This window comes from Streptomyces sp. NPDC001832, assembly GCF_040297265.1.
Lineage (GTDB): Bacteria > Actinomycetota > Actinomycetes > Streptomycetales > Streptomycetaceae > Streptomyces.
Genome location: NZ_JBEOYU010000050.1, coordinates 1 through 22,260, shown reverse-complemented (window position 1 = coordinate 22,260; position 22,260 = coordinate 1). Strand labels below are relative to the sequence as shown.

Genomic DNA, 22,260 nt, shown 5'->3' with positions numbered 1-22,260 from the left:
CGGCGGGCGGTCAGGTGGTGGTTTCAGGCCAGGCGCCCCGGGCCGCCACCTCCAGGATCAGTGCCGCGATGTTCCAGGCGTCGTCCGCGCCGCTGTGGTGGCGGCCCTCCAGGGGGAGGCCCGCCACCTTCAGGGCCTGGGCCATGCCGGGGCGCTTGCGCAGGCCGTGGGAGGCGGTGAAGGGGATCTTGGCGTTGGTGTGGCGGTGGCCGAACGGGTACGGGGTGCCGGTCGCCCGGCACTGGCGGGTGAACTGGTTGCGGTCGTAGTCGCCCCAGCTGGCCCACGGGCGTGCCCCGGCCCGGTGCTCGGCCGCCAGCAGTCGGCAGGCGTCGGCGAAGGGGAGGCCCGTGCCCACCTCGGCCTGGGTCAGGCCGGTCAGTTCTGTACAGAACGCGCTGACGGTGGACCGGGCCGGGCGGACCAGGATCCGGTGGCGCGCCACCCTCTCCGCCGACCGCAGGTCGACGACCGTCAGCCCGATCTCGATGATCTCGCTGACCGCCCCGGGCGGCGGTTGTCCGTCCCAGCAGGTCGCCTCGATGTCGATGACGTTCAGGAGTTCCGGTTCCGGTCCTGTTTCCATGGAGGGAGGGTAGGGACCGGGGACGCGGGCCGGCACCCGGATTTCGCGGGCCACACGGCCACCCGTGGCTCAGCGGTATGTCAACGAGCCGTGCCTGCGCAGCAGTTCGGCCAGGCCCCGTCGCGTCGCCGCGATCACCACGCGGTCCTCGGGGCGCAGTACGTACCCGGGGTCCACGTGCCAGACCAGGCCCGACGGGCGGTCCGGGGCGGCGGGGGTGGCCGTGGTCAGGTCCGGGCGGCGGTGCTCCGGCGGGGTGGCGTCCAGGGCGAGGACCCGCCAGGCGCCCGCCCGGAACGCCTGCTCCACCGTGCGGCCCTCCAACTGCGAATGCCCCGCGACCTCGACCGCCGCGAACAGCATCACCTTGCGCTCGACCGGGATCGCGCCCAGGATCTGCCGACCCATCATGGCGACCGCGAAGGACGGAGCGGCCAGGTGGGAGACGGACCGGGAGCGGGTCAGGGCCTGTGGGTGGGCGGTGCGCAGGGTGCGGTAGACGGCGGTGGCGAACTCGTCGTCGAACAGGCGCAGGGCGACACGCAGGTCCGGCTTGACCGAGCGGGCGCAGAGGGCCGCCTCCAGGTTGGTGGTGTCGATGCTGGTCAGGGCGAGAAGCGCGCGGGAGCGCTGAATCTTCGCCGCCTCCAGCACGCCCTCCTGCGTGACGTCACCGAGGACCACCGGTACGTGCAGCCGCCGGGCCACGGGGATTCCGCGTGCGTCCGGGTCGTTCTCCACGCACACCACGGGTATACCGAGCTCACGCAACCGGACGAGGACCCGCGTACCGATCTTGCCGAGGCCGAGCAGCACCACATGGCCGGAGAGCCCCCGTGGCGGGCGGCGCAGGGAAGACGCCGTACGGAGCGACCCGAAGGCCTCCAGGACGCCCGCCACGAGCAGGGGCAGCAGCAGCAACCCGGCCACACCCGAAAGGAGTTGGATCACTTGACGGGCCATGGGGTCGCCGATGGCCGGGTCGCCCATCGCGAACAGGTCCAGCAGCGTCAGATACGCGGCGTGCACCGGATGGTCGCCGGTGGTGAGCGTCGAGGCGACGGCGAGGCCCACGACGGCCAGGCCGACGCCCAGCGCCGACCAGCGCAGCCGCCGGGAGAAGAACTGGCTGAGCGGTGCGCCCCTGCCGCCCATCCGGGGCGGCGGACCGGCCGGGGCCGCCTGGCTGACCGTCTCCAGGACGATGGAGCCGCGGCCCGTCGCCGCGGCCACCTGCCGCTCGTCGGGCAGGAGTTGTGGGCCCTCGTCGCCGCTGCTGTCGGAACCTTCGGCGCCCGCCGGGTCATGGGTGGTGGAGGAGAGCAGTGCGAGGGTGCACAGGCCGGGGTCGGCGATCCGGCCGTCCTCGGGCGGGGTGCGTTCGGCGGCGCGCAGCAGCAGGCCCTCCGCCTGGATGACCTTGCTGGAGCCGGTGAGGGCGGTCGCCGCGAGTGCGGGGGCGGCGGTGTCGGCGTCGGAGAGGACGGTGGTGGAGGTGTCCAGCGCAGCCGGGTCGAGGCCGGGCACGGCGACGGCGGCGGCCTGGTCGAGCAGGGTCTCCAGATACTGGCCCAGCTTGCGGTTGTAGAGCCGGATGACCAACCGGACCCGGGGGTTGAGGCGGCGGGCGGTCAGCGCGGCGCGGATGTTGCGCTCGTCGTCCTCATAGACCAGGGCCAGTGCGGCGGCCGATTCGACGCCCGCTTCCTCGAAGGCCTCGTCGGAGGGTTCCGGGGCTTCCAGGATGCGCACCGCTTCGACTCCCGCGTCGGTGTCGGAGCTGTCGGCGGTGGTGGCGGTCCCGTTGCCTCCGTTGCCCAGGTTGCGGTTCATCGCCGCTGACATCCGCCCGAACAACGTTGCCGTCCGGCCGCGTTGGGTCAGCGGCAGCTCCGGGCGGCGCGGGTCGCGTCCCGGCGGGAGCAGCAGCGTGACCCGCTCCCCGTACACGTACCGCAGTTCCACCGCCAGTCGCCGGGCGAGTGCGTCGTCGCCGCAGACGACCATGTGGCCGCTGGAGGGGGAGCGTTGGGGCTGCTGGGGAAGTGTGGACACGAAGCCCAGCATGCCTTGCCCACCTCCGATGTTCGACCGGTCCGGGCTGGTCAGTGATCTTCGTGTGCAGGGGTGTGCGGGGCCGCATGACGGGGCGTCGGGCCAGTGGGCAGATGGCGCGGGTCCGCCACCCGGACGATCGCCGACTCGACCGCCGCGATCCGGTCAGCGAGCAGCCCCAGCGCGGCGACGGCGCGCGTCACCGGGTCGCCGTCCGGGCCGCCGAGCGCCTGCGTGCGTACGTAGGAGGCGGTGATCGCGGACCAGCGCCCGGCCTGCTCGGCCGTGAGCCGGCCGCGCAGTGCGGCGAGCTTCAGCAGGTTGGACTCCGCGCCCGTGGTCAGCGTCTGCGCCTCGCCCGCGTAGTGGTCGTCGATCACGGCGAGGAGTTCCGCTTCGTTCATCACCGGGACGATCCGCTCGGCGATCTTGTTCATGTTGCGGTACGAGCCCTGCAGCCGGAACGGCGGCTCGGTGCGCGTCGCGTCCGTCTGCGCGGCCGAGGCGATGTATGCGGAGTTCACGGCCAGGACCGCGTCCCGGGCGGTCAGCAGGTGGCGCAGGACGGAGACGATCCGGTCCACCTCGGCGGGTGTGTACGGGTGGTCGAGCCGGTCCGCGCGGGCGTCCGGTTCGGTGCCGGAGGCGAGCCGTACGAACAGGGCGAGATCGTCGCGGGAGCGCCCGGCGAGCGGCGCGAGCACCGGGTTGGCGGTCAGCGCGTTCTCGATGAAGCTCAGCGCGAAGACGTCCTCGCGGCCGCTCAGCACCTCACCGAGATTCCACACGTCGGCCCGGTTGGCGAGCATGTCGGGGATATGGAACCGCTGGCCCGACTCGGTGTACGGATTGCCCGCCATGCACACCGCGAACCGCTTGCCCCGCAGGTCGTAGCTGCGCGGTTCGCCGTCGCGTACGCCCTCGATCCGGCGGGTGGCGTCACAGAGCGGAATGAACTTCTGAAGCAGTTCGGGCGAGGTGTGCTGGATGTCGTCGAGGTAGAGGAGCGTGTTGTTACCCGTCTCCAGGGCGAAGTTGATCTTCTCGATCTCCTGGCGGGCGGTCGCGGTGCGCGCCTGGGCCGGATCCAGGGAGGTCACGTCGTGGCCGAGGTTCGGTCCGCTGATCTTGACGAGGACCAGGCCGAGCCGGTCGGCGACGTACTCCATGAGCGTCGTCTTGCCGTAGCCGGGCGGCGACACGAGCAGCAGCAGGCCCTGCGAGTCGGTGCGCCGGTCGGCGTCCGCGGTGCCGATCTGCTTGGCGAGGCTGTCGCCGATCAGCGGCAGGTACACCTCGTCCAGGAGCCGGTTGCGGACGAACGCCGACATGACACGCGGCCGGTGGTCGTCCAGCCGCAGCCGGGCGCGCTCGGTGGTGACGAGTGCGGTGCGCAGACGCTGGTAGGCGCGGAATCCGGGGACGGCGGTGGTGCGGAACTCTGCGGTGCGGGCGAGGAGTTCGTCGAGCCGGACGGTCATCCGGCCCCGGTCGATGCGCGGATGGGTGCCGAGCAGCCCGTCGACGGTCGCGGTGAGCGGCGCCTCGCACTCGTACCGGTCGAGCAACCGCTCCGGGCAGAGCTCCACGGCGACGGCCTCCGCCAGATCGCCCGCGTCGAGTTCCGTGCCGCTTGCGGCGGCGTACGCGGCGAGCCAGCCCTCGACGAGCTGGCGCCGGGCGGGCAGATCGTCGTGGAGGGCGGCGAGGTCCTCGTCGTACGCCGAAGAGCCCGTCGTACGGCGGAACTTGTCCAGGAACGTGCGGGTAGCGGCGCTCGTGACGAATCCGGCCGGGCCGCTCGTCAGCTCCTCGAAGAGGTACGCGGCGACGGCCCGGGAATCGTCGCCCCGGATGACGTCCGCCCACTCCTCCTGAAGGCCGGCAATCGCCGGGGCGAGGCCGAACGTCTCACGGGCGCGGGCCAGCGAAAGGGCCCGCCGGGTCCAGGAGGTGCGCCGGGCCTCGTCCGTCCCGTATGCCCAGAAGAGCTGCGCCGCCGCCCGTACGGCGGGTGGGTGGCGCAGCAGCCCCGCTCCGGCGTGCAGCCGCAGCAAGGCGGTGAGGATGGCGGTGGCGTCCTCGTCGTGGACTCCGCGCTGGTAGCCCTCGTCGTACGCGGCCGCCGCTGACTTGCGTACCAGGGACGTCAGGTCGTCGGCGCTCAGGGCGGCCAGCGTGTCGACGCCGTGTTCGTCGAGGAGCCGGGCGGCCAGGTGCTCGGAGCGGTAGACATGCGGGGACTCGGACGGCAGGGTCCGGTCCCAGAACGGGCGGGTCGCCTCGAACTCCGGGTCGGTGACCGGCGCCCGGTAGTCCGTGCCGGTGAGGGCGAACGCGAGCCGGTCCCCGTGCGGGACGAGCGTCAGGTCGAACGGCTGGGTGTTCACGGCGAACCGGTGCCGGCCGAGACGGACCGTCGCGCCACCGTCCGTGTACAGCTCACTACGGTCACGGAGTGCTCGCCCGGCCTCCTGGCGGGCGGCCAGCAGCCGCCCGTCCAGCTCCTCGGCGCGCACCGGGTCGCCGAGTTCCCGCAGCTCGTCCGCGGTGCGGCGGACCTTGGCGACCATCGGGTCGGAGGCGAAGTAGGTGTGGACGGCGTCCAGGTCGGGCAGGGCGGCCAGCCGCCGGGAGACCGTATCGAGGACCCGGGCCGCCGAATCCGCCAGCCGCTCCGCCCGCCGCGCGCGGGCGTCCTGCAACGTCTGCTTGCGGGCCGAGAAGGCCTCGTAGACCTCCGTCCGCCGCTCGGCCAGCTCGGCGAGGAAGTTGTCGAACTCCGCGAACCGCGACTCCAGGTTCTCCAACTGGAGCAGCAGCCGGGCCAGTTGCTCATCACAGGCGTCCGGGGTGCCCGCCGCGGCCAGGGCCCCCGTGACGGCCTGCCCGAGCAGCGCGAACTCGGCGGCGAACTCGGCGCGGCCCTCGTGGTCCAGGAGCTCGCGCCGACGCGCGTCGAGGGTGGCGCGGGCCCGGTTCACCCCGCCGAGGACCTCCGCGATCCGTTCCAGGATCGACGTACGGACCGTCGCGTCACCGATGTCGAGCCCGGCGACGACATCCGTGACGGTGCTCAGGCCGTCCGTCATCCGCGTCAGCCGGTCGCCGAGCGCCGAGGCGTCCACGACGGTGGTGAGCGCGGACGCCTCGGCGGCCAGGCGCGTGACGTCCTCGTGGTAGCCGGCGAACGCATCGTCCCGGCCGAGGAACGCGGCGGCGCGTTGGGCGGCCGATTCGATGTCGGCCGCCGTGGCAGTGGTCAGTGCGGCGATCCGCTCGGTGTCCGCGTACCGCATCTCGGCGAGTGTCGCCAAATGTCCGTGTGCGTTGCGCAGTTCGGTGAGCTGGGCGACCCAGGCGGCGGCTGAGCGCGGGGCCTCGCCGCGGATGCGGCGGACGAGAGCGTTGAGCCGGTCGGCCGTCTCGGTGAGTGCGTCGGCGGCCTGCCGGGTCAGCTCCTGCACCGTCTCGAATTCGGCCAGGACCTGTTGCGCGGTGGCTCGTAGGTCCGTCAACGGGGCGTAGAGCGCGCCGAGTTCGGGATCGGTCAGCCAGTGGTAGCGGTCGGTGGCGCGGGTGCAGTCCGCGACCAGCTGTGCGTACACGGCGGCGGTCGGTGTCGTCTCGGCGGCGCTGTGCGCGAGTGCGAGGCAGTCGGAGATGCCGCGCACCAGATCGGCGTTGCCGACCCGGGCGAGCGGACCGGTCCCGGCGGGGCGGGAGGCGGCGTGGGTGTCGGAGACGTACGGGGTCCGCCAGCGCTGCAACGGGTGGACCCGGGCCGGTTCGTCGCCCGTGGCGGTACCTCGCAGGAGGACGAGCGTGCCGTCGTCGAGCAGGGCGTGGCCGCGGCCCTGGAGGGGGGTGGCGACCTCCTGCCGGATCAGGTTGTAGGGCAGGAGCAGACTGCGGCCGTCGTCGGGGGAGCGGAAGACGTAGAGGACGTCCTCACCGTTCGGGGAGCGGATCGCGCCCTCGAAGAGCGGGGCGGTGAGCGGTTCGGCGATGTCGAAGGTCTTGGCGGTGCCGGTGGTGAGGTAGTAGCCGCCGGGGAAGATGATCCCCTGGTCCTCCGGTAGCCGGTGGCAGGCGGGCCCGATGAGGTCCAGCCGCAGGACCGTGCCGAGCAGGGTGTTGAAGACCAGATGCCGCCAGGACTCCTCGTTGTACGGGCGGACGCGGAGCAGGATCAGCGGGCCGATCACGGCATGCTCGACATCCGCGTCGGCGAGGGACTGGAGGGGTTCGGTGACCGGCTCCTCGTAGATCCCGTCCGGGGTGTCGGTGTTGTTGACCGTCTTGACGGTGAGGGTGCCGCCGAGCGTGTCGACGAAGAGGACGGCGCCCGTGCCGTCCCCGTCCCCGCCGACGGCGATGTGCGGGTGCCGGCCGAGGACGTGGGACTCGCGGCCCGCGACGGTCCAGGTGAAGTCGTGCGACGGCGGGAAGATGTGGTCGCGGTCGCCGCGCGCGTCGAGGAACGCGCCGGGCGAACCGTCCGGGGCGAGCGCCCAGCGCAGTACGCGGATACCGTCGGCGCTCTCGCCGGTACGGAAGACGGCGAGCAGCCTGCCGTCCACCCGGCGCAGCCGAAGGAGCCGGGCGTCGCGGTAGTAGCGGTGGAGGGCGGTGAATTCGCGTACGAAGGCTTCGTCTTCGAGCAGGCCGCCCTCGCCGCAGGGCGTCTCCTCCAACTCGGGCCCGTACAACGCGAGTACGTCACCGACATCGGCCGTTTCCACTGCCCCGGGGCCCCGTTCGAAGCCGAACAGAAGCCGGCCGCCGACGGCCACCAGATCGCGGGGGACGCAGGCCTGCTCGGTACGGATCTGCTCGGTGCCGGTGAGCCGGAGCTCGGTCGACCCGAACTCCTGCGTGCGTCGCGCGTTGAGCGCCTCGGCGCGGCTCGCGAGGTCGGCGGCCTGGGCGGTCAGCCTGCGGCGCAGCACGTCGTAGGTCCCCGCGTCCACATCGCCGCCGGGCGGCGCGGTGAGTGTGGTGTCGGTGTCCATGCGTACGGCTCCCTACGAGGTGTGTGGTGCGGGTTGCGCGCCCTTCGGCCGCGCTGTGTCGTCAATCGCCGGACGGGCTCACCTGCTCTATGTGCCGCGCCCGTCCGACGATCGGAGTTCGCGCTACGCGACCGGTGTCCCGTTCCGGGGGGCGGGTACGTCACCGGCGCCCGCCCCGGTGACCGCGGAGACCGGTACGTCCGCCAGGCCCAGCTCCTGGACCACCGTCAGCAGTTTCTGCACCTGTCCCGGCGCGACCCCCGCCCCCGGCGCCCGCATCATCCGCATCAGCAGCGCCGACACCGTCAGGTTCCGCACGTCGCCCGTCGATACGGACCCCAGCACCCGCGTCAGATCGTCCGTGAACGACGACGTGCCGTTCAGCCACGGCCCCGCAAGTGCCTTCGCCGTGTCCGAGTTCTCGACGAATCCGTCGAAGCTCTTGCCCATCGCGATGGACGAGACGAGCCGGTCGAAGAAGACCGACTCCCCGCCGACGATGTCGATGTCGGCGTTCTCCAGCCCCGTGGCCAGCACCGTCGCCTGGGCCTCGGCGACCTGTCGCTGCGCTTCGAGTGCGGCCAGCCGGATCTCCTTCTCCGCGGTGAGCCGCAGCCGGTACTCCTCGTGGCCGCGCGACGCGTCATCCAGCGCCGCCATCGCGGCCGCCTTCTCGGTGAGCCCCGCCGCCTCGGCCTTCAGCTTCTCGCCGATCATCGCCGCGTCGGCCGTCGCCTGGGCCTGCGTACCCTCCGCTGCCGCGAGCGCCTTGAGCCTGGACCCCTCCGCCTCGGCCTTGAGCCGGGCGGACGCGGCCTCGGCCTCGGCGAGACCGGCCTTCTCGATGACATCGGCCTCCGCCTCGCGCACCTGGATCTCCGCGAGACCGGGCGCAGCGGCCTCCGCCTGGATGCCCTCGGCCAGCCGCAGCTTCGCCTGGGCGTCCAGGTCCGCGGTCTTCAGCCGGGCCTCGGCGAGCGTCAGCTGCTCGGCAGCCAGGTGGGTGGCCGCCGCCTCAGCGGCCTCCGCGGCCTTGATGTCCTTGACCAGCTTCTCCTGAGCCTCCGCCTCGGCGGCGATGATGACCGACCTGCGGGTGCGCTCCGACTCCTCGACGGCCCGCAGCGTCTTGATGGACTCCTCCTGCTCGGCGACCGTGCGGTCCACGGCGATCCGCTCCCGGATCACATCGGCGACCTCGCGGCGCTCGGCCTCGACCTCCTTCGCCGCGGCGATCCGGCTGAGTTCGGTCTGCCGCTCGCGCCCGATGACCTCGATCAGCCGGTCCTTCTCGATGCGCTCGTTCTCCACGGCGATGACGCGCTCACGGTTCTTCTGCGCGACGGCGATCTCCCGGGCCTGGTTCTCGCGCTGGATTCCGAGCTGCTCCTCGGTACGGATGAACGCGGCCTGGGCGCCGAGCCGTTCCTCCTCCTGGACCTGGGCGGTGGCGGCCTCCTCACGGGCGCGCAGCGTCTCGACTTCGCGGCGCTGCTTGATCTCGGCCTCGGCCTGCCGGCGCTCCAGCTCCAGAATGGTTTCGCGGGCGTCGACGTTCTGCCGGGTGATCTCCTTCTGCTCGGTGCGCTGGTACTCGTTGGTGCGTACGTGCTCGATCGCCGTCAGTTCGGTGATCTTGCGGATGCCCTGTGCGTCGAGGATGTTGGCGCCGTCGAGCTGCGTCATGGGCGTCTGCTCAAGGAAGTCGATCGCGGCGTCGTCGAGGTGGTAGCCGTTCAGGTCGGTCCCGATGACCCGGATGATCCGGTCCCGGAACTCCTCGCGCTTGGTGTACAGATCGACGAAGTCCAGCTGCTTGCCCACGGTCTTGAGCGCCTCGGCGAACTTCGCGGCGAAGAACTCCTGGATCGCGACCTTGTCGCTGGCCCGCTCCGTACCGATGGACTGGGCGACCTTGATGACGTCCTCGACGGTCTTGTTGACGCGTACGAAGAAATTGATGTGGATGTCTGCGCGGATGTTGTCCTGGCAGATCAGGCCCTCGCGCCCGGTGCGGCGGATCTCGATGGTCTTCACCGAGATGTCCATGTACTCGGCCTTGTGCAGCACCGGCAGGACGACGGCCCCGGTGAAGGTGACATCGACCTTCTTGGTCTTGGAGATGATCAGCGCCTTGCCCTGTTCCACCTTGCGGAAGAGCCGGCTGATGACGAGAAGCAGGGCGACGGCGATGAGCAGGACAACGGCTACGAGCACACCGAAGCCCAGGGTGATGGCATCCATGACAGTCCTTGACGGCTGGTGAGGAAGATGGAGAGGGGAGAGGTTTCCGCCCGGATCGTCGGGCGGTTACGGCGACGCGGCTGCGAGAGACGGGACGGTCAGCCGGAGCGGCGCGGAGTCCGGCGCGCACCTGAGCGGGTACCCGGGCGCGGGCTCATGCGCGGCTTCGGAGGTCCCGGGTCCAGCGCCTTGTCGTACGGCGAGACCCAGAAGAACTCGCCTTCGTCGTCGTAGGCGTACAGGAGGCCCGCACTGCCCGAGGTGAGAACCGCGTCGTTGGTCGGACCGAGCAGTCTGACCTGGACGATCGCGGTGGAACCGTCGGCCGCCGCGACCTCGGCCTGGCCGAAGTCGGAGCTGACGGAGCCGGTACGGACCGTGCAGATGCGGCCGAGGAAGTCCTGCCGTGACGGAGGAGGCTCGTCCGGGAAACGCCGGCGCACCAGGCGTACCAGCATCCGCGTCACGGCCCAGGCGATCAGCAGCGCCCCGGCGAACACGGCACAGGCGAGCCCCGCCCGGGTGATGCCGGTGACACCACTGCGGTGCAGCAGGACCGTACCGGCCAGGCTCGTGAACCAGCCGACGACGACCATCACGGACACCGAGACGGTGACCGGCACCCCGCCGATCCCGGCCATACCGGTGTCGAGGTCCCCGTCGAAGGAGTGGTGGTCTGCCGCACCAGCCAGCACGAGAAGCCAGAAGAAGACGACCACGACCAGCGCGGCGCCGAACAGGACGGCGGGAAAGGCGGTTGCTGCGCTCAGGAAATCCTGCATCGGCTTACCCCCTGATTCTTTGCGGGCTGTCCGGTGGTGACCCCGGTGCTGCGGCACCGCCCAGAGCGGTGCCGCAGCAGCCGGGTCTCCCCCGTATCCCCCGTATCCCCCGTGTTCCCCCGGTTCCTGCTGACCGAATCGTGTCACCCGGGGCCGTGGCATCGCACTGCCGGAACCCGGCAATCTTTATACGTGCTTGATGCCGGGCACCGGCACAGCCCGGTATGCGTTGGGTGGGTGTCAACATCGCGTCAGAACTTGAGGAGTGCGCGTGCCGGAGCCGGAGATATCCAACGAGTATCTGGGGGACTATGCCTGCATTCTGGCTGATGTCGCCGCCACCGGCCGCCGGTTGACCCGGGACGAGCTGGACACCCGCCGGCTCCTGGGCCGCGAGGCCGCCGAGGCCGGATTCCAGCTGCGCGCCCTGGTCGGCCTCCATCTCGCGGCGACCCGCACCGCCTGGCCGCAGGCCGCCCCCGCCGATGCCGCGTCCACCAACTCCGTGCTGGCCGCGGTCGAGCAGGCCGTCGACGCCTTCGCCGCGGGCTTCGAGCGGGCCCAGCGGCTCACCGTACGGCGCGAGGAGGCGGCGCGCCGCGAGTTCATCGACGATCTGCTGTACGGGCGCAGCGATCTGGGCAGGCTCGCCGAGCGGGCCACCCGGTTCGGGCTGCGCCTCTCGCGCGCCCACGCGGTCGCGGTGGCGACGGGCCCGGAGGCGTACACGGAGACCGACTCCGTACCGCGCGCGGTCGAGACGGCGCTGCTCACGCGTTTCAGCGGCCGGAAGATCCTGATCACCACGAAGGACGGGCGCCTGGTCTGTATCGCCCCCGGCAGCCAGCCCGATGTCCTGCGGTATTTCGCCAAGCAGTCGCATGTGGCGACGGATGGCGGCCGGGTCGCGGTCGGCCGCCCGCACCCGGGCCCCGGAGGCGTCGTCCAGTCGTACGACGAGGCGCTCGACGCACTCGATCTCGCGGAACGGATGGATCTGGACGATCCGGTGCTGTACGCCGGCGACCTGCTGGTCTACCCGGTGCTGACCCGGGACCGGCAGGCGATGGCCGATCTGGTGCGCAGCGAGCTGGGCCCGCTCCAGCAGGCCCGCGGCGGCGCTGAACCCCTCCTGAAGACGCTCACCGTCTACTTCGACGCGGGCTGTGTGTCCGCCGAGACGGCCCGTCGGCTGTCACTGAGTGTGCGGGCGCTCACGTACCGGCTGGAGCGGATCCATCAGCTGACCGGTTCCGATCCGTCCGACCCGGTGCACCGCTACACCCTGCAGACGGCGGTCATCGGCGCCCGGCTGCTGGACTGGCCGGCCAAGGAGCTGTGATAGCGGGTACCGGCGGCGGGCCCGTATCTCGGACGCGATCTGCGCCGACGAGCCCCGGCTGCCGCGGTGTTGGCCCGTCCGGGCTCTCGGAAGAAAGTGGCCGGAGGTGTGCATCGGGGGAGTAGCACACCTCCGGCCTGCCGGGCACGGACCGGTGGTCAGTCGGTCCGCGGTTGCTCCGGCGGTACGGGGGACCGGGCGGAGCCGGTCCGTGGAGCAGGGGGAGGATCAGAGGTCGAACTCGTGCGGCGGAAGGTCGAGCGCGAAGCACGCCTCCCGAACGACGTCCTGCTCCGACTTGTCGAAGTCGCCGTCGGCGCCGCCGATGACGATGCCGATCTGGATGACGGCACGTGCCTCGGCAGGCTTCTTCTTCGCCTTGCCGATCTCCTGGAGCACGCTGACCTTGCCGAAGGCGAAGTCGGCGGTGAGCTTGTTCACGTAGTCGTTGAAGCGGCGCTGCAGATCGTCCGCCTGAAAGTTCTGCAGAACTTCGTTGGAGGCGATCAGCGAGGCGACACGCTGGCGTTCGGACGGGTCGATGGAACCGTCGGCCGCCGCGACCAGGGCGCACATGGCCATGCTCGCGTCACGGAACGCCCCGCTCTTCAGGTCGTTCTTCTTCGCTTCCAGCTGCGACTGCATCGACGAAGCGGATTCCTTGATCCGATCCCACAGTGCCATGACGTCTCCATACGTTGCGTTGTGTTGCCGGAATGAATTCCAACTCTACAGGCGTGTAAAAGTTAGGGCGGGCTCCCGCTGTGTCGAGGCCGTAAGATGCTGAGACGCCGCGGCATCGCAGAAGGGCGGACCCAGATGGACTCGGCCAGGCCCGGCCACCACCCGCACAACGAACCGCCCCGCGAGGAAGTGCCCGGTCCCCTGTGCCCCGGTCCCGTGTGCCCCGACAGCCGGCCGCTCCGCAGGCGCGGGCACGGCGAACTGGAGGCCCAGGTCCTCGCCGTGCTGCACTCGGCGAACGGCCCCGCGACGGCCGGCTGGGTGCAGAAGCATCTCGACGGCGACCTCGCGTACACCACCGTCATCACAATCCTCTCCCGCCTCTACGCGAAGGGCGCCGTGACCAGGTCCCGCGAGGGCCGCTCCTACACCTGGACGTCCGCCTCCGACGAGGCCGGCCTCGCGGCCCTGCGGATGCGCCGCGTACTGGACGGCGAACGGGACCGGGACGCCGTGCTCGCCCACTTCATCTCGGCCCTGTCCCCCGGCGACGAGGAACGGCTGCGCGCGCTCCTGGCTCGCGCGGCCGCCCCGGACGACGCCCCTGACACGGAATGCCGATAGCGGTCCGCCTCCTCGCCCACCACGACGTCTGACCTCGGTCGGCGAAGGAGACGAACCGGCGGGGAGGTGTGTCGCGGTGCAGGGGTGGGGGAACGGGCGCACCCTGGTAGGGAGGTGATCGTCATGATGCACACAACTGTCGGGTGGCATGTGGACCTGGAATTCGAGGAGGACACCCACCACACCCGCGCGGCTGCCCTGGTTCGGCTTCCGGACGGGAACGAGGTACGGGCCCATGGATATGCGAGCCGTCACCCCTCCGACAAGGATCAGCCGAGGGTCGGCGAGGAGATCGCGGGAGCCAGAGCACTCAATGAGCTGGCGATGAAGATGCTGACGAAGGCGCACGACGAGATCGACGAGGCGTCCGGCCGGACATCGCACCCGCTCACCTGAGCCGCCCAGCGGCTTTCGGCTGTCTGCTGCTGACCCCGGTGGGAGCGGACAGCAGTGGGGGAAAGCTGGGCCCGTCCGGCGAATGCGGACGTGACGGGGCCTGGCTGCGGATGCGCGGCGGGGGCGGGCGGTCGACCATTGATTGCCGGGAAGCGGGACGTCCGCATCCCGTCCCAGGAGGTTGACGTGCAGGCCGATGCGTACGCCGACAGCGGGGTGCCGTTCGACCCCGCGACCCTGGAGGCTTTTGCGGCCTTGGTCGACGGCACCACGGCCGGGGTGGGTGTGCTCGACACGGCGCTGCGGTATCTGTACGTCAACCCGGCCCTCGAAAGGCTCAACGGCATACCGGCTGCCGAACACCTCGGACGCACCGTCTCCGAGGTGCTTCCAGGTGTCGACGCGGGCGAGGACATGATGCGGGCCGTGCTCGCCGACGGGAAGCCCCGCGAGATCACGTCCAGCGGAGTCACCGCCGCAGTGGCGGGCTCGGTCCGGCGGTACTGGCACGGGGCGTACCACCGGCTGGAGATCGGCGGGCGGATCGTGGGACTGGCCGGGATCGTGCTGGAGGTCAAGGCCTCGGACAAGGGACGGCGCGAACTGGAACAGGCGCGGCGGCATCTGACCCTGCTGGACACCGCGGCCACCCGGATCGGCACCACGCTCGACGTGGATACCACCTGTGCGGAACTTGCCGACCTCGTCGTGCCGGGGCTGGCGGACCTCGCCACAGTCGAGGTGTTCCCGCCCGACATCGCCGCGGTACGCCCGGCACCCCCCGGCGTGCTGCGGCTGCGCAGAGCGGCGCTGACGGCGGTGGCCGGGCTGCGCGAGGAGCTGCCGGGGTTCGGGCTGACCGGCGAGTACGTCGACTACCAGGAGGGCGCGGCCGTGCAGCGCTGCCTGGCCGCCAACCAGCCGGTCATGGAGAACCTCACCACCGACGAACAGCTCAGGCGCTCCGCCCCCTCCCCCGAACGGGTCGCCGCCTACCGTGCCCTCGGGATGCATTCGGCGGTCGTCGTGCCCGTCGCGGTACGCAGCCGCCCGCTCGGCGTCCTCGGCCTGATCCGGGCGGGGGACTCACCGGTCTTCACTGACGAGGACGTGGTGGTCGCCCGGGAACTCGCCGGCCGGGCCGCCGTCGATCTCGACCACGCCCGCCGGTTCGCCCACGAGCACGCCATCGCCCTGGAGCTGCAGCGCTCCCTGCTGTCCGAGCCGCGCCCGCCGCACCCGCACATCGAGATCGCCACCCGCTATCTGCCGGCCGACCGGAGCGTGATGGTCGGCGGCGACTGGTTCGACGTCATCCCGTTGCGGGACGGACGGCATCTGAAGGCGATGGGCGACGTGATGGGCCACGGGGTGGAGGCGGCGGTCGCCATGAGCCACTACCGCTCGCTGCTGCGGATGTTCGCCGACGACGAGCTGCCGCCGCACCGCATCCTGGAACAACTGGACCGGGTGGTGGAGCGGTCCGGACTGGACCGGGCCGCTACCTGTCTGCTGGCCGTCGTCGACCAGTACGGCGGGGCGTGCGAGGTGGCGAGCGCCGGGCATCTCCCGCCGGTGCTCATCGACCCGGGGAAGGCAGGAACCAGGGTGTGCGACGAGGTAATGGTGGGCCCGCCGCTCGGCACCGGGTTCGGCGGGTACCGGACGACGCTGGTGGAGTGCGGGCCGGGCTCGGTGCTGTTCCTGTACACCGACGGCCTGGTGGAGCGGCGCGGCGAGGACATCGACATCTCGGTCGCCCGCCTCAGGGAACTGGCCCTGCCCGCGAGCGGCAGCCTCGACGACCTGCTCGATGAGGTCCTCGAACGGTTCGGGCCGGGTGCGGAGGACGACATAGCGGTACTGGCCTCGCGGACCCGCCCCCTCCGCTGATCTCCCCATATGGGTGTAGCCCTTCACGACGGGGGATGCGTAAAGGGCTACACGTACATTATGACTGCTGGTCAGGACGTCATCAACTGACCGAACGTTCAGGGGGTACGGGGCTGCGGCACCCGATCCGCCCCACGCCGGCCCTGCGTCGTGCCGCTCACCGGCCATCTGCTCGACAGCGGGGCGCGGACTGCCGTCAAGCGGCGCCGTACCAACCGGGCGGCGTGACCCCGGGTGCTGCGGCCCTCAGGCGATCATGAAGTCCCCCACAGGCAGGGCGCGTTCGACGATCCTGATGTCGCCGAGCCAGCCGTTCATCAACTGGTCGAGCCTGCCTCCGTACTCGTAGGCGCCGAGCAGCCAGGGCAGGCCCAGGGTGGCGAGACCAGTGGTGCTGGTGGCGGGGTTGCGGGCGACTATGCAGCCGTCGACGTACATCGTTGTGTGCTTCCCGTCGTTGACGACCGCCACATGCCACCACCGTTCACGCAGCAGCTCATGGCTCCAGTTGGTGACGACGCCGGGCTGGTTCAGCGGCGCCGCCGCCCACTGGAGCCCGGGGCCGTCCGATACGGACAGGGTGGCGACAGGCTCCTCCGGATCGCCGGAGGTCTTGCCCGCAGCCCCGAGCGTGCCGCGGCGGCTGAGTACGGCGCCCCAGGCGTTGCGTCCGGCGTCCCAGTCGGCGGGGAGGCGGAGGAAGGCCTCGATGGTGTAACCCGACCTGAACGTCTTGGTGTTTAGCGGTGCGTTGTTCTCCGTACGCAGATACGCGCCCCGCAGCGGGGGCTTCGAGCCGTTGAAGCAGAGGCTGCCGTGGCCGGGCTGGTCGGGGTGGTGGTCGGTGGACCAGCGCAGCGCGTCGGGCGCACTGCCGGGGACGGCTTCGCGCACCAGGTCGTTGCGGTTCCCGGACATATCGGGGACACGCAGGTCGGCGTCGGCGGCGGAACCGTCCTGGTGCGAAGGGGAGTCGAAGCGCCAGTAGGCGACGGTGCCCGGTATCAGCAGCTGCTGCGCCGGACGCGGGCCGCGCACGGGCACGGGCGCGAAGCCCGCGAAGCGCTTCTCGAAGTCGATGGGGACGGCAAAGCAGTCCTGCGGACCAGTCAGTTCGATCTCGCCGCGCTCCAGGTCGTTGAGCTTCTCGCCCGCGCGGCCGAGGACCCACGGGGAGATCGTCTCCACGTCGATGGTGTTCCTGGCCAGGTCGAAGCGGTAGAGGCGGATCATGGCGCTGCCGCCGTAGTAGCGGTTCTGGTAGTTGGTGATGTGCAGATGGACGTCGTTGCCCGCGGTGTTCTTACGGGTGGTGCGCCCGGCGGGCCAGAAGTGGCCGTTGAGGGTGAGGAAAATCTGGTCGTGCCCGGCTATCAGCTCGTCCCACAGATGCTTTCCGTGGCCGGAGAATTCGGCCTCGTCGCCGTCCGCGTCCGCGTACACCAGATCGTGGGTGGTGAGGATGACCGGCGTGTCCGGGTGCTGGGCGATGACATCCTTTGCCCAGGCGAGCCCGGCCGCCGACGGCCGCCAGTCGAGTGCCAGCACCAGCCACTCGCGCCCGGCGGCGCGGAACAGGTGGTACGTGTTGTAGCCGTCCGGGGTCGCCCCGCCGAAGGTCGGAAGGCGCCGCATCCGTTGCGGGCCGAAGGTGTCCAGGTACGGGGTGCGGCCGCGCTGGTCGTCGGTGGACGACTTGATGTCGTGGTTGCCCGCGACGACGCTGTAGCCGACCCGCCGCCGGTCGAGCAGTTCGAATGCCTCGCCGATCGCCGCGAACTCGCCCGCCTGGCCGCTCTCGGTGAGGTCGCCCAGATGGGACAGGAAGACGATGTTCTCGTCGCGCCCGTGATCGAGTACGTATCGCAATGACGCCTCGACCGGCGCCTTGTCGATGCTCGCCCCGTCGAAGAGGTACTGGGTGTCCGGCATGACGACGAGCGTGAATCTGGGGCTCTCGGGGTCCGGCCGCCAACCGGCCGTGGCAGCACCGGTGTTCTGCTCGGTGAGCGCTGCGGCGGGCGTGGTGGACGCGAGCCCCGTGGCTGCGGTCGCGGCACCGGTGAGCGCGGTTGCCCGCAGGAACGTACGACGGCTCGCGCCGGGCAGAAGCGGTCCGTCGGGCTGATGGAGGGGGCTGCACATGGATGTCTCCGCGGAGGACGAACGTCAGGTGATCGTCCGCAAGTTAGCCGCGGGGTGGGGGGAAAACGGCCCGTAGGGGCGACATTCGGGCGAAGACTCCATGAATTGCACGGCGCCGGGGGCGCCCGATCGCCCCCTACGACCACAGCGCCTCGGCGACCGAGACACCGGCGAACGCCGCGCCCAGCCCCGCCACCAGGCTCGCCACCACATTGGCCGCCGCGTAGAACTTCGCCCCGTCCTCGGCCAGCCGCAGCGTCTCGTAACCGAAGGTCGAATATGTGGTGAGCGCCCCGCACAGTCCTGTGCCGAGCAGCAGTTGCAGATGAGAGGAGGCGGCGCCTGCCGCGACCGCGCCGGTCAGCAGGCCCAGGATCAGCGATCCGGTCACGTTGACCACGAAGGTGCCCCACGGGAAGACGGTGTCGTGCCGGGACTGCACCGCCCGGTCCGTCAGATACCGCAGGGGCGCCCCGACCGCCGCACCGACGATCACCAGCAGCCAGTTCACCGGTTTTGCTCCCGGCCGTCGCCGTAGCGGACGACCTCGCAGCTGTCCAGGACGACCAGACCGCCGTCCGCGACCAGCTCTTCGACGAGCGGCAGGAAAGCGCGGATCCGTTCCTCCGCGTCCACGATCACGACCGCCACCGGCAGGTCCTCGCTCAGTGAGAGCAGCCGCTGGGTGTGGATCATCGACGAGGCGCCGAACCCCTCGATCCCGCGGAACACACTCGCGCCCGACAGCCCCGCCTTGTGCGCCCGGTGCACGATCTCCGTGTACACCGGCCTGTGGTGCCACCCATCGGACTCGCCGACGAGGACCGTCAGGCGCAGTGCCCGTTCCGTGTCCGACGTCGTCATGACTGCCTCCACGCCAGTACGCGGCGGGTCGCCCACACCGCACTCCACACCGCCGCGAGGGCCGCGCACAGTGTCAGTCCCAGGTATGCCAGGCCGGCACGGGCCCGGCCGGCGTCGACCAGACGCTCGATGTCCACCGCGTAGGTGGAGAACGTGGTGAACCCGCCCAGCACCCCCGTACCGAAGAACGGCCGCACCAGCCGGTGCGCCGCCCACACCTCGCTGATCAGCACCATGAACACGCCGATCACCGCGCAGCCGACGACATTCACGATCAGAATCGACCAGGGGAAGCCGCCCGGGGCGGTGGGCCAGATCAGCGTGGCCCCGTAGCGGGCACACGCTCCGACTGCACCGCCGAGCGCGACCACCGCGACGACGGAACCTTGGGGATTCCGGGCTCCCATGCGCACATGTCTCCCGCCTGCTACACGCACCAGATTATCGCCGCCGCTCCGACGGAGCGTGTCGGGCCCGTCACGACAAGCCCAACAACCTGCGGTTCTCGTGGGGAACTCGAAGTGCTTTGTTCGACGAACGCAGAGCAGAATCAGTCGCTGCCGGGCGGCACATGTCCGCTGTACTGGGCCTGTGTCAGCAGGGAGATGACCTCCTCGTCGGAAGTCTGCGAGAAGTCCCGGTACCACTCACCGACGGCGAAGAACAGGCGCGGCATGGACAGACACACCACCTCGTCCGCGCACTGCCGCAGCCGCTCGACCGCGTCCGGTGGCGCCACCGGTACGGCCGCCAGCAGACGGGCCGGCTGCTGGGCCCGTACCACCTGGCAGGCGGCCTCGGCCGTGGCGCCGGTCGCGACGCCGTCGTCCACGACGATCACGGTCCGGCCTTCGAGCGGCGTCCGCGACCTGCCTGCGCGATACGTCTCCGCCCGGCGTACGAGCTCCGCCGCCTCGACCCGCTCGATCGCCGCGAGATCCTGCTTCCCGGCCAGGATGTGGCTGACAACGTCCTCGTTGATGACCCGCACCCCGCCCTCGCCGATGGCGCCGAACGCCACTTCCTCGTGGTGCGGCACGCCGAGTTTGCGGACCACGATCACGTCGAGCTGGGCGCCGAGCATCTGCGCCACCTGGAAGGCCACCGGGACTCCGCCGCGGGGCAGCCCCAGTACCACGGGGTTCTCCCGCTCCAGATGACGGAGCGCCTCGGCCAGCTGCTGTCCCGCGTCCGTGCGGTCGGCGAACAGCATGTGTGGTTCACCCCCAAACAGGGGAGAGCAGGGGCCACCACACACGGGAGAACAGGGACCACGTGGGCAACCCACCTGCTTCCCTACTTCGAAACAACCCCATGTGCGGCGGGCGCGCAACTCGGGCAGGGTCGGTTGCATGGAACGAATCGGAGCGGTCCTGATCGACATCGACGGTGTGCTCACGGTGTCCTGGAAGCCGCTGCCCGGCACCGTGGCGGCCATGGAGCGGCTGCGCGAGGCGGGTCTCCCGCTTGCGCTGGTCACCAACACCACCTCCCGCACCCGCGCCTCGATCGCCGAGAAGCTGGTGGGCGAGGGCTTCCCCGTCTGTGCCGACGACATTCTCACCGCCCCCGCCGTCACCGCCGCCCACCTGCGGGAACACCATCCCGGAGCCCGCTGCCTGCTGATCAACACCGGCGACATCCGGGACGATCTGGCAGGCGTGACACTCGTCGACGAGGACGAGGAGGAATCCGGTTCGGCCCATGGCGGGGCGCCGGATGTCGTCGTCCTCGGTGGGGCCGGGGACGCCTTCACCTACGCGGCGCTCAACCGCGCCTTCCGCCATGTGCAGCGCGGTGCCCGGCTCGTCGCCATGCACCGGAGCATGTACTGGCGCACGGCCGCCGGGCTCGACCTCGACACCGGAGCCTTCCTCCTGGGGCTGGAGCGAGCCGCACGCGTCGAGGCAGAGATCACCGGCAAACCCGCCGGGTCGTTCTTCGCCACGGCCCTGGCACACCTCGGCGCCACCGCGTCCCGTGCCCTGATGGTCGGCGACGACATCGAGTCCGACGTCCTGGCCGCTCAGCGCGCCGGGCTCACCGGCGTACTCGTCAGGACCGGCAAGTACCTCCCCGAGACACTCCGGGCGGCCGACGGCACCCCGGACCGTGTGATCGACTCCTTCGCCGATCTACCCGCCCTGCTGGAGCGGCTGCGGGCATGAGAGCCGGGGCGTGAGCCGGGGCCGGACCTTCGTCCCGGCAGGGTCAGGACACCGGGGACGTCCTGGGCGCCTCGCCCTCGGTCGTGTTGACGTCGATCACGCAAAGCGGGGCGCCTACCGAGCCGATTGCCTGTCAGGCTGTCCGAAATCCTGGGTCCAGTAGTTGCCAGGCTGCGCGAGGCCCACGCCGATTTCCTTGAACGAGCAGTCGAGGATGTTGCGCTTGTGGTCGGGGCTGCTCATCCAGCCCGCCATGACGCTCTCGGGGGTGGTGTAGCCGCGGGCGACGTTCTCGCCGTACGCGTTCCGGTCGTATCCGGCGTGCTTGATCCGGTCGCCCGGGTCCGAGCCGTCGGAGCCGGTGTGGGACATGTTCCGGTGGGATGCCATGTCCGCGCTGTGCTTCCGGGCGGCCTTCGCCAGCTTCGCGTTCGCCTTCAGCGGTGAGCAACCAGCCGCGCTGCGCGCCCTGTTGACGAGCTTCAGCAGGCGGGCGGCTTCCTTCTCATGAGGACTGAAGACGGCCGAGGCGGTAGCGGAGGGCACACTCGCGGCTCCCGCAATTTCCATGGCTCCCGTGGTTCCCACGGCTCCCAGAGCGACGACAACAATGGCCATCCGTCGGCGGTCCGTCTTCACGTGGTGTTCAATCATCGGATTCCTCCGTGGGTACTCCGCCCTTCTGGGCGGAGAGGAGACGGGCTCCTGCGGAGCAGGGCGAGGAGCGGGGTTTCGTCTCCGGGGCGAAAGGCCGTGCTGTGACCCGCAGATTTGATCTCAACTCGCAGTACCTCTAGTTTGTGAGCGTGACCACGAGCCGTGTGAAGCGGGCGTTCAAGTACCGCTTCTATCCGACTGATGCGCAGGCAGCCGAGCTGTCGCGCACGTTCGGTTGCGTGCGGAAGGTCTACAACCTGGCGCTCGCCGCCCGCACGGAGGCATGGGTGCGGCAGGAGCGGGTCAACTACAACGCGACGTCGGCGATGCTGACGGCGTGGAAGAAGACCGAGGAGCTGGCGTTCCTCAACCAGGTCTCGTCGGTGCCGCTCCAGCAGACGCTGCGGCACCTGCAGGCCGCGTTCACTAACTTCTTTGGCAAGCGGGCGAAGTACCCGCGCTTCAAGTCGCGGAAGAAGTCGCGGAAGTCGGCGGAGTACACCACCAGTGGGTTCCGTTTCCGTGACGGGGAACTGACCCTGGCGAAGATGACCGAACCGCTGGACATCGTGTGGTCCCGGCCGCTCCCCGAGGGGGCGAGGCCCTCCACGGTGACTGTTTCCCAGGACGCGGCGGGACGCTGGTTCGTCTCGTTGCTGTGTGACGACCCGTCCGTCCAGCCCCTCCCCGCCACCGACGGCGCGGTCGGAATCGATGTCGGCCTGGACCACCTGCTGACCCTTTCCACCGGGGAGAAGATCGCCAACCCCCGGCACGAACGCCGCGACCGCGACCGGCTCGCCAA

17 protein-coding genes and 1 pseudogene are annotated in these 22,260 nt (G+C 70.7%); 6 read left to right on the top strand and 12 right to left on the bottom strand.

Annotated elements, in window-relative coordinates; translation table 11 throughout:
- Positions 1–10: 10 nt before the first annotated feature.
- From ABT115_RS27125 to ABT115_RS27105, 5 genes are all read right to left on the bottom strand, one after another.
- Positions 11–586: a 3'-5' exonuclease gene (locus tag ABT115_RS27125; protein WP_351794962.1), complete on the bottom strand. Its 576-nt coding sequence runs from the start codon at positions 584–586 to the stop codon at positions 11–13.
- A gap of 69 nt (positions 587–655) precedes the next feature.
- On the bottom strand, positions 656–2,653 hold the full coding sequence (locus ABT115_RS27120; protein WP_351794959.1) for an NAD-binding protein: 1,998 nt from the start codon (positions 2,651–2,653) through the stop codon (positions 656–658).
- Positions 2,654–2,691: 38 nt separating this feature from the next.
- The gene (locus tag ABT115_RS27115) at positions 2,692–7,656 is read right to left on the bottom strand and encodes a DNA repair ATPase (protein ID WP_351794957.1); all 4,965 of its coding nucleotides are present in this window, start codon (positions 7,654–7,656) and stop codon (positions 2,692–2,694) included.
- Positions 7,657–7,779: 123 nt separating this feature from the next.
- Entirely contained in the window at positions 7,780–9,900 is a 2,121-nt protein-coding gene (locus ABT115_RS27110; protein WP_351794955.1) for a flotillin family protein, read from the bottom strand.
- Positions 9,901–9,998: 98 nt separating this feature from the next.
- A complete protein-coding gene (locus tag ABT115_RS27105; RefSeq protein WP_351794952.1) occupies positions 9,999–10,682 on the bottom strand; it encodes a hypothetical protein in 684 nt (227 codons plus the stop codon).
- 271 nt (positions 10,683–10,953) lie between these two features.
- On the opposite strand from ABT115_RS27105, the gene ABT115_RS27100 reads away from it, so the two are divergent.
- Positions 10,954–12,024: a PucR family transcriptional regulator gene (locus ABT115_RS27100; RefSeq protein WP_351794949.1), complete on the top strand. Its 1,071-nt coding sequence runs from the start codon at positions 10,954–10,956 to the stop codon at positions 12,022–12,024.
- A 228-nt stretch (positions 12,025–12,252) separates the two neighbouring features.
- Here ABT115_RS27100 and ABT115_RS27095 read toward each other — a convergent pair whose 3' ends face one another.
- On the bottom strand, positions 12,253–12,708 hold the full coding sequence (locus ABT115_RS27095) for a tellurite resistance TerB family protein (RefSeq protein ID WP_351794946.1): 456 nt from the start codon (positions 12,706–12,708) through the stop codon (positions 12,253–12,255).
- 135 nt (positions 12,709–12,843) lie between these two features.
- On the opposite strand from ABT115_RS27095, the gene ABT115_RS27090 reads away from it, so the two are divergent.
- The 3 genes from ABT115_RS27090 to ABT115_RS27080 all read left to right on the top strand — a co-directional run bounded on the left by ABT115_RS27090 (position 12,844) and on the right by ABT115_RS27080 (position 15,621).
- Positions 12,844–13,332, top strand: coding sequence for a BlaI/MecI/CopY family transcriptional regulator (locus ABT115_RS27090; protein ID WP_351794943.1), 489 nt, complete (start codon positions 12,844–12,846; stop codon positions 13,330–13,332).
- A 123-nt stretch (positions 13,333–13,455) separates the two neighbouring features.
- Complete coding sequence (locus tag ABT115_RS27085; RefSeq protein ID WP_351794941.1) at positions 13,456–13,728, top strand: DUF1876 domain-containing protein; 273 nt, start codon at positions 13,456–13,458, stop codon at positions 13,726–13,728.
- 186 nt (positions 13,729–13,914) lie between these two features.
- A complete protein-coding gene (locus ABT115_RS27080) occupies positions 13,915–15,621 on the top strand; it encodes a SpoIIE family protein phosphatase (protein ID WP_351794939.1) in 1,707 nt (568 codons plus the stop codon).
- 246 nt (positions 15,622–15,867) lie between these two features.
- Here ABT115_RS27080 and ABT115_RS27075 read toward each other — a convergent pair whose 3' ends face one another.
- The 5 genes and pseudogenes from ABT115_RS27075 to ABT115_RS27055 form a co-directional block, all read right to left on the bottom strand.
- On the bottom strand, positions 15,868–17,766 hold the full coding sequence (locus ABT115_RS27075) for a LamG-like jellyroll fold domain-containing protein (protein ID WP_351794936.1): 1,899 nt from the start codon (positions 17,764–17,766) through the stop codon (positions 15,868–15,870).
- 136 nt (positions 17,767–17,902) lie between these two features.
- Positions 17,903–18,277 carry a fluoride efflux transporter CrcB gene (gene crcB / locus ABT115_RS27070; RefSeq protein ID WP_351794933.1) on the bottom strand — a complete coding sequence of 125 codons (375 nt, stop codon included), beginning with the start codon at positions 18,275–18,277 and terminating at the stop codon, positions 17,903–17,905.
- Positions 18,274–18,630 carry a DUF190 domain-containing protein gene (locus ABT115_RS27065; protein WP_351794930.1) on the bottom strand — a complete coding sequence of 119 codons (357 nt, stop codon included), beginning with the start codon at positions 18,628–18,630 and terminating at the stop codon, positions 18,274–18,276. The genes crcB (ABT115_RS27070) and ABT115_RS27065 overlap by 4 nt, the downstream gene beginning before the upstream one ends.
- Positions 18,627–19,037 (bottom strand): fluoride efflux transporter CrcB, encoded by a 411-nt coding sequence (gene crcB / locus ABT115_RS27060; RefSeq protein WP_351794927.1) that lies wholly within the window; start codon positions 19,035–19,037, stop codon positions 18,627–18,629. Before crcB (ABT115_RS27060) ends, ABT115_RS27065 begins: the two co-directional genes overlap by 4 nt.
- 179 nt (positions 19,038–19,216) lie before the next feature.
- Positions 19,217–19,843 (bottom strand): annotated as a pseudogene (locus tag ABT115_RS27055) (phosphoribosyltransferase); the annotation flags it as partial.
- Positions 19,844–19,982: 139 nt separating this feature from the next.
- On the opposite strand from ABT115_RS27055, the gene ABT115_RS27050 reads away from it, so the two are divergent.
- Entirely contained in the window at positions 19,983–20,798 is an 816-nt protein-coding gene (locus ABT115_RS27050; protein WP_351794924.1) for an HAD-IIA family hydrolase, read from the top strand.
- Between the two features lie 114 nt (positions 20,799–20,912).
- Here ABT115_RS27050 and ABT115_RS27045 read toward each other — a convergent pair whose 3' ends face one another.
- On the bottom strand, positions 20,913–21,452 hold the full coding sequence (locus ABT115_RS27045; RefSeq protein WP_351794921.1) for a CAP domain-containing protein: 540 nt from the start codon (positions 21,450–21,452) through the stop codon (positions 20,913–20,915).
- A gap of 146 nt (positions 21,453–21,598) precedes the next feature.
- On the opposite strand from ABT115_RS27045, the gene ABT115_RS27040 reads away from it, so the two are divergent.
- The coding region (locus ABT115_RS27040; protein WP_351794919.1) for an RNA-guided endonuclease InsQ/TnpB family protein at positions 21,599–22,260 on the top strand (662 nt) is incomplete at its 3' end.

Excerpts from the sequence above, each read along its gene's own strand:
- ABT115_RS27115 (WP_351794957.1), bottom strand. The coding sequence starts at position 7,656 with ATGGACACCGACACCACACTCACCGCGCCGCCCGGCGGCGATGTGGAC.
- ABT115_RS27105 (WP_351794952.1), bottom strand. The coding sequence starts at position 10,682 with ATGCAGGATTTCCTGAGCGCAGCAACCGCCTTTCCCGCCGTCCTGTTC.
- ABT115_RS27110 (WP_351794955.1), bottom strand. The coding sequence starts at position 9,900 with ATGGATGCCATCACCCTGGGCTTCGGTGTGCTCGTAGCCGTTGTCCTG.
- ABT115_RS27065 (WP_351794930.1), bottom strand. The coding sequence starts at position 18,630 with ATGACGACGTCGGACACGGAACGGGCACTGCGCCTGACGGTCCTCGTC.
- ABT115_RS27090 (WP_351794943.1), top strand. The coding sequence starts at position 12,844 with ATGGACTCGGCCAGGCCCGGCCACCACCCGCACAACGAACCGCCCCGC.
- ABT115_RS27085 (WP_351794941.1), top strand. The coding sequence starts at position 13,456 with ATGATGCACACAACTGTCGGGTGGCATGTGGACCTGGAATTCGAGGAG.
- crcB (WP_351794927.1), bottom strand. The coding sequence starts at position 19,037 with ATGGGAGCCCGGAATCCCCAAGGTTCCGTCGTCGCGGTGGTCGCGCTC.
- ABT115_RS27075 (WP_351794936.1), bottom strand. The coding sequence starts at position 17,766 with ATGTGCAGCCCCCTCCATCAGCCCGACGGACCGCTTCTGCCCGGCGCG.
- ABT115_RS27125 (WP_351794962.1), bottom strand. The coding sequence starts at position 586 with ATGGAAACAGGACCGGAACCGGAACTCCTGAACGTCATCGACATCGAG.
- ABT115_RS27045 (WP_351794921.1), bottom strand. The coding sequence starts at position 21,452 with ATGATTGAACACCACGTGAAGACGGACCGCCGACGGATGGCCATTGTT.
- ABT115_RS27050 (WP_351794924.1), top strand. The coding sequence starts at position 19,983 with ATGGAACGAATCGGAGCGGTCCTGATCGACATCGACGGTGTGCTCACG.
- ABT115_RS27120 (WP_351794959.1), bottom strand. The coding sequence starts at position 2,653 with ATGCTGGGCTTCGTGTCCACACTTCCCCAGCAGCCCCAACGCTCCCCC.
- ABT115_RS27095 (WP_351794946.1), bottom strand. The coding sequence starts at position 12,708 with ATGGCACTGTGGGATCGGATCAAGGAATCCGCTTCGTCGATGCAGTCG.